This window comes from Acinetobacter sp. 766875, assembly GCF_000582055.1.
GTDB classification, from domain to species: domain Bacteria; phylum Pseudomonadota; class Gammaproteobacteria; order Pseudomonadales; family Moraxellaceae; genus Acinetobacter; species Acinetobacter nosocomialis.
Genome location: NZ_JEXX01000010.1, coordinates 97,728 through 103,960, shown reverse-complemented (window position 1 = coordinate 103,960; position 6,233 = coordinate 97,728). Strand labels below are relative to the sequence as shown.

The following is a 6,233-nucleotide window of genomic DNA, read 5'->3' as shown; positions in this document are numbered from 1 at the left end:
CAATTTAATCCGCAAAGGTTAATCAGACTTTGAACAAAACCTGTGACCATACGTAAAGAGAGTCTGAATAAAGATTTGATCATTAAACAGCATTGAATAGCGGTGTCAGAGTAAGTTTGATTTCGACCATGCTTGCCTTGTGATTGTGCATACCACTGGGTCTTTGGATCGAACCAAATGGCAATATTCCCACGATTAATGAGAGCTCGGTTATATGCGGGCCAATTGGTTGTGCGGTAGATTTTTTGTGTAGGCTTCTTCATTTGAAAATTATATTGCTGAAGAAGCCCTTAAGAACAGCTTTGTGCAACAAAGCCAATATAAGGTGATTGTTTAAAATGTAGGGCAAATATCTTTTTATTAAAATTAGAATAATAATTTAATATGTTGTTTATTGATTTGATTTATTGCAAATACATTGTGCAGAGAAGCTTAAAGGTATGAAGTTAAATTTAGATAAATATGACCGTGTAATATTAGATCTTCTACAGAAGGACTGCACATTGGCAATCGGTGATATTGCTGAAAAAGTGGGATTAAGCAATACGGCTTGCTGGCGCAGAATACATAAGATGGAAGAAGAAGGTATTATTCGTGCAAAAGTCGCTTTGCTAGATCGTAAAAAACTCAACATTAATGTGATTGTGATGGTGTTTATTAAAACTGCACAACACAATATTGAGTGGATTGAGAAATTCCACTCTCATATCTATAACATAGATGAAGTGATTGAAGTGTATAGAATGGCAGGTGAAACAGATTATTTACTTAAAGTCGCCGTATCGGATGTTGCTGAATACGATAAAGTTTATAAAAAATTAATTGAAATTAAAGGTTTGGCTGATGTGAGTTCGAGTTTTGCCATGGAGCAAATTAAATATACGACAGAACTTCCTTTAAATTTTTTCTAATAAAAACTGAAGATACTATTAAAAATTAAGGACCAGCCAAAATGCTACAAGCTAAACCTTATTTACGTTCGGTACAAATTAAAGCAAATATGCAGGCAGACTGGTCAATTTATCCATTTTCGATACCAGCCGTTAATGATATTGAACAATTAACCTTCCATCCAGACGTTACTTTTTTTGTTGGCGAAAATGGTTCTGGTAAGTCGACTATTATGGAAGCCATCGCTTTGGCACTTGGCTTTTCCGAAGAAGGCGGCACTCTAAACGTGCGGCTTAATTCAGCCAGTAGTTCATCAAATTTATTTCAGTATTTAAGAATGATTAAAAGCTTTAAAAAGCCGAAAGACTATTATTTTTTAAGAGCTGAGAGTTATTACAATATTGGCACATATATGAATGAATTGAACTATGTAAAAAGTTATGGTGGCAATATCCATGCTTGTTCACATGGTGAAAGTTTTTTAAAGTTGCTCACCCATAAATTACAAGGTGAGGGGCTTTATTTATTAGATGAACCTGAAGCTGCTCTTTCACCTACCATGCAATTTGTAGCTTTGTCGGCTATTCATGAATTATGCAAAAACCAGTCACAACTCATTATTGCAACGCATTCCCCAATTTTACTAGCTTACCCTAACGCTAAAATCTATCAATTTTCTGACACAGGGATTCGTGAAATCCAGTATGAACAAACGGAACATTTCCGTGTGACACATGATTTTTTAAATAATTACCAAAAGCGTATCCAGCAAATCATAGATGAAGGATAGTGTGAGAAGTACCTTTCATAACAGCTAGTTCGAACAACAAGTAGATCAATGCATAGAGCGTTATAAAATAATATTTTACCCTAAGAAATAAATATCGGATTTAAATTCTATTTTTAAGTAAAAATAGGAAATATAAATCTAATTTTAAGATAAAAAGTAGAAAAAATTAAAATTTATATCCATTGAAACCTCACTATCATGAATTGGTAATAAAGTTGATATGTTTCTCGGAATATAAAAGTGAATCAATTCAGTACAGATGTCATTAATTTAGGACGAACACCTGAGCGTTTTGATGGTCTAGTCAACACACCTGTTTTTCGTGGTTCTACTATTGTTGTAAATAGCTTTAGTGAGTGGGAAGAATTTAAGCGAAATGGTGGGGTATATCGACATTATGGCCGTTTCGGCGCCGCAACAGCTAAATCTTTTGAAATTGCAATCAGTGCGCTTGAAGGCGGTGCGGGTAGTATGGTATTTCCATCTGGGTTGTCGGCATGTACACATGCACTTATCGCTTGTGTAGAGGCAAATAGTCATGTCTTGATTGCCGATAATATCTATGGTCCAACACGAAATTTTGCTGACAATATATTGGTCCAAATGGGGGTAAGTGTTGAATATTTTGACTCTACCAATCTTGAAGCATTAACCGAAAAAATTAATGATCGTACCACTGCGGTGTTTATTGAGTCACCTGGTTCAATGACATTTGAATTGAGTGATGTTGCGGCAATTTCTGCAATTAGTCATCAATACGGCGCAAAAGTATTAGTCGATAACTCTTGGGCAACGCCGTTACTTTTTCAACCCTTAAAGCACGGTGCTGATATATCTATTCAGTCTGTAACCAAATACATTGGTGGCCATTCTGACATACTCATGGGCGTGGCTACTGCAAATGCCGAAACATACGAACAACTCACTAAAACTGGACATTTGTTTGGTGAAACTACAAGCCCAGACGACATTTATTTGGCATCGCGTGGCTTGCGAAGTTTGGCGGTAAGGTTAAAGCAGCATCAAGATAGTGCTTTAACTATTGCCCGATTTCTAGCAACACATCCGGCTATTAAAGAAGTGCTTCATCCTGCTTTAGAAACAAGTCCTTATCATGATTTGTGGTTGAGAGATTTTGATGGTTCATCTGGAGTATTTGCTTTTTACTTAAAAGAATCTGAACCTTCATATGTGCAAAAATTCTTTGATTCGTTGCAATTATTTCATATTGGTTTGTCTTGGGGAGGGTTTGAAAGTTTGATATTACCTGTTGGGCAAGCTTATCGAACCCATACCAATTTACCTAAAGATGGCTATTTAGTGCGCTTAAATATTGGGCTGGAATCGGTGGTCGATTTACAAAAAGATTTGCAATATGCCCTACAGTGTGCAGAACAAATGCGTGTTGAAAGTGTTATATAGCCGTCTTAAAACCTAAAAGCTAACTTTCTGCACGTCAGCTGCTTCATGTGTGACTGACGCTATCATTTTGTTAGACCTTGGCTATCAGTATAGCGACCATCTATTACTTGGGATTTTGTTGTTGCGATATCATGCTCGTTTACTGGCGGTGCAAAATGGAATTTAAAATTTATAGATCATCTAATTTTATGAAAGAAAGCCCTATTAAAAGGGCTTTGCCATGATTTAGTTAAGTTTTAAATACTTATCTTTTAATTTATTTAGGAAAATAAACAAGTTTTGGTTCATTTCTTGATAGTCATGATTTCTCAATTCCTCACGGGTATTAACAAATTTATAAGCAGGGGCTTGGTCGAGTTCAGTTGCTGAGTGTTGAATAAGTAGTTCAACGACTTCAGGCGTTAGCTCCATATGACACTGTAAGCCATAGACTAATTTCGAATACTCCACGATTTGCCGCGGACAACCTGCACTAAAAGCAATAATTTTGGCATTGCTTGTTAACCCGGGCATGTCATTGTGCCAGTGGCCAACTTCTGTCATTTTTCCTAAGTGTGAAAATAGAGAATCTTTAACACCATACTCAGTCAGCATGATAGGAAACTTACCAATCTCTCTTTCAGGACTATGTTCAAATTGACCACCTAAAGCTTCACCAATGAGTTGTGAACCCAAACATATACCTAACACAACTTTATTCGCCTCTATAGCTTTCTTTATGACAGCTTGTTCTGCGAGCGAATTAAAATGAGGGCACATTTCAACTGTCGTATCAGGACTTTGTGGACCACCCATCACAATAAGAAAATCAATATTTTCAACTGTAGAGGGTAATTGTTCGTTTAAATACACTCTTGAATATGTCATTTCAAAGTTATTAGTTTGCCCCCAAATTTCATATGCACCCGGTGCTTCAAAGTCTTCATGAACAATAAAATGTAGGCGCATAATAGTCCTCAAAATTTAAAGAGTGTAGTGATAGATTCATTGCTAGATATAAGCCATCTATAGGTTACGAAGCCTATGGTCTAATGAATACATCCAGTTTTTTAAAGTTATATGGTCCAGTGAGAGTAGGGAGTGTTTAAATTAAATAAATTTGGCAGGAGCCTATATGTTTTAAACATAGTTTTAACGGAATTGGTTAAAATATATTAAAGACTAGAATTTTTTATTTTAAATTTAATGTGATTTATATTTATTCTAATAGAGTTTTAAAAGATTATTATTTTGCCCTATATTTGTGAAATGAAAAGATATGGAATAGATCTAAATATTAATAATATTAATGCATATTATTGAGGTGGGCGGATGGATAGCCTAAGTTATTGTAATTAATAAATACCGGGGATGTAAATCAAACTTTCAAATGACTATAAATATCATTTTTTAAAAGTCTCTATAACAAATAAAATGTTATATATTTAGATAATAATGTGTAATTATTTGTACAGATGTAAACAAATATTTAGAATAACCGTAATAAATAATTCATATAAAATGTTTGTATAAGTGATTTTTTAGTGTATAATTAGCTTAACTAGAAAAAAGACTTATTAGTTTAGTAAATCCTCTTTTAGTATCGAAGCTTTATTCATAATCCTCCGTTTTTAAGATCTTAAGCTCAATTCGTTATTTTTTCCAAGTTAAACCCGTCATGTCTCATGACTTTAAGTTCTTAAAATTCAATAGGATGTATATCATGTCTAACAACACAGCTACTGGTACAGTTAAGTGGTTCAACGAAACTAAAGGTTTCGGTTTCATTCAACAAGATTCAGGTCCAGACGTTTTTGCTCACTTCAAAGAAATCGCATCTTCTGGCTTCAAAACTTTACATGAAGGTCAACGTGTGACTTTTAATGTTGTACAAGGTCAAAAAGGCCCTAGCGCTACTAACATTATTCCACAGTAATTATTTCTGTAGAATAAATAAAAAAGCCCTCTAAAGAGGGCTTTTTTTTGTCAATAAGATTTAGCTTTTCCTTATAACTAAGCACTACGCATTAAGGCTGCTACGGCTTTTTCCAGAAATTGTAGAGTAACTGGTTTGAGCCAAGTACCGTCAGCAAGGCTTGGTTCATTTTGCATTGCAGTACGAATTTTTGCTTGAGTACTTGGGTTATTGCCAGCATCCCCTTGTAACATAGCAAGCCATTGTTTTGCTAAACGCTGCGCACCTTCACTATCTGGTTTGACCTCGGCATCAATCAATTTTTCAATATCGACCAATAATTGAGGCCATTTTTTCATCTCACGAATGTAATTTTCTTTTAGAAAATTAAACTCATCATCAGATAAATAACGGGCAAAAATACTCAGCTTACTTTCAGAAAATGCTTGAAGTAAAAACTCAACAACTTCGGGTGTTACCCCTAATTTTTCCTGAAATTCAGGCTCGGCTGAATTTATGGTATTTAATTTAACAAGCCATTCTGGGTTAGCCCGCGTATTATGCTCAAGAGTTTTCATCCACTTTCGTGCTAAATCTTGAGCCGCTTCACTGTTAAATGGTTCACCTGCATTAAATAGTGCATTTGCTGCCAGTGTTAATTCTTGCCACTCTTGGTGACTTTTAGTACCTGCTTGTAAGAAAGTAAGTTTTTCAAGCTCTTCTTTTGTAAAATATTTCTCAAACATTGCTATAAGCTCCAGTGTTTTTAGCCAATCCTCCAATCCAAGCTCTTCACCACTTATAAGTTGGGATTTCAATTTGCTGAGTTGATTTCGCAAATTCTTTTGCTCGTTCAATCTCTGATCTATTGCTTGAATCTGCTGATCAATAATTGGTAGAAGTGCAAGATTGGGGTCTTCAAGAACCGTATGGATTTCGGCTAACGACATTCCCAGTCCCCGTAATGCTTGAATCTGATGCAAACGGGTAATGTCTTTACGGGTATATAGTCGATAACCAGCATCGGAACGGACCGAAGGCTGAAGTAAACCGATATCGTCATAGTGATGAAGAGCACGGACAGTAAGTCCTGTTTGCTTAGCCAATTCACCAACTTTTAACAGCATCTTTTTGCTCCTTCTTCCTTAGGCGTGTTTTATGCTAGGGGCTTACGTTACGTGAGGGTCAACTACTTTAAATCATAATTTTTAATTTTTTTCGCTTTAGTAAATATTC

General features: G+C 35.4%; 7 protein-coding genes. 4 read left to right on the top strand and 3 right to left on the bottom strand.

Annotated features, from left to right (window positions below; all coding sequences use genetic code 11):
• A partial coding sequence (locus J576_RS19750) for a transposase (protein WP_171072082.1) occupies positions 1-263 on the bottom strand: 263 nt, incomplete at its 3' end.
• Between the two features lie 177 nt (positions 264-440).
• On the opposite strand from J576_RS19750, the gene J576_RS10975 reads away from it, so the two are divergent.
• From J576_RS10975 to metC, 3 genes are all read left to right on the top strand, one after another.
• Positions 441-911: an Lrp/AsnC family transcriptional regulator gene (locus tag J576_RS10975; RefSeq protein ID WP_002054496.1), complete on the top strand. Its 471-nt coding sequence runs from the start codon at positions 441-443 to the stop codon at positions 909-911.
• 41 nt (positions 912-952) lie between these two features.
• On the top strand, positions 953-1,681 hold the full coding sequence (locus J576_RS10970) for an AAA family ATPase (RefSeq protein ID WP_002054502.1): 729 nt from the start codon (positions 953-955) through the stop codon (positions 1,679-1,681).
• A 240-nt stretch (positions 1,682-1,921) separates the two neighbouring features.
• Complete coding sequence (metC, locus tag J576_RS10965) at positions 1,922-3,103, top strand: cystathionine beta-lyase (protein WP_002054497.1); 1,182 nt, start codon at positions 1,922-1,924, stop codon at positions 3,101-3,103.
• Between the two features lie 225 nt (positions 3,104-3,328).
• On the opposite strand, the gene J576_RS10960 is transcribed toward metC, so the two are convergent.
• On the bottom strand, positions 3,329-4,051 hold the full coding sequence (locus J576_RS10960) for a type 1 glutamine amidotransferase (protein ID WP_002054503.1): 723 nt from the start codon (positions 4,049-4,051) through the stop codon (positions 3,329-3,331).
• A gap of 754 nt (positions 4,052-4,805) precedes the next feature.
• Here J576_RS10960 and J576_RS10955 point away from each other — a divergent pair.
• The gene (locus J576_RS10955) at positions 4,806-5,018 is read left to right on the top strand and encodes a cold-shock protein (RefSeq protein WP_002054492.1); all 213 of its coding nucleotides are present in this window, start codon (positions 4,806-4,808) and stop codon (positions 5,016-5,018) included.
• 77 nt (positions 5,019-5,095) lie between these two features.
• Here the strand turns inward: J576_RS10955 and J576_RS10950 are convergent, their stop codons facing one another.
• Positions 5,096-6,124, bottom strand: coding sequence for a MerR family transcriptional regulator (locus J576_RS10950; protein WP_033855597.1), 1,029 nt, complete (start codon positions 6,122-6,124; stop codon positions 5,096-5,098).
• Positions 6,125-6,233: the final 109 nt, after the last annotated feature.

Bases quoted from the DNA above. Each gene is read 5' to 3' on its own strand.
- J576_RS10975 (WP_002054496.1), top strand. From the start codon at position 441: ATGAAGTTAAATTTAGATAAATATGACCGTGTAATATTAGATCTTCTA.
- J576_RS10970 (WP_002054502.1), top strand. From the start codon at position 953: ATGCTACAAGCTAAACCTTATTTACGTTCGGTACAAATTAAAGCAAAT.
- J576_RS10960 (WP_002054503.1), bottom strand. From the start codon at position 4,051: ATGCGCCTACATTTTATTGTTCATGAAGACTTTGAAGCACCGGGTGCA.
- J576_RS10955 (WP_002054492.1), top strand. From the start codon at position 4,806: ATGTCTAACAACACAGCTACTGGTACAGTTAAGTGGTTCAACGAAACT.
- J576_RS10950 (WP_033855597.1), bottom strand. From the start codon at position 6,124: ATGCTGTTAAAAGTTGGTGAATTGGCTAAGCAAACAGGACTTACTGTC.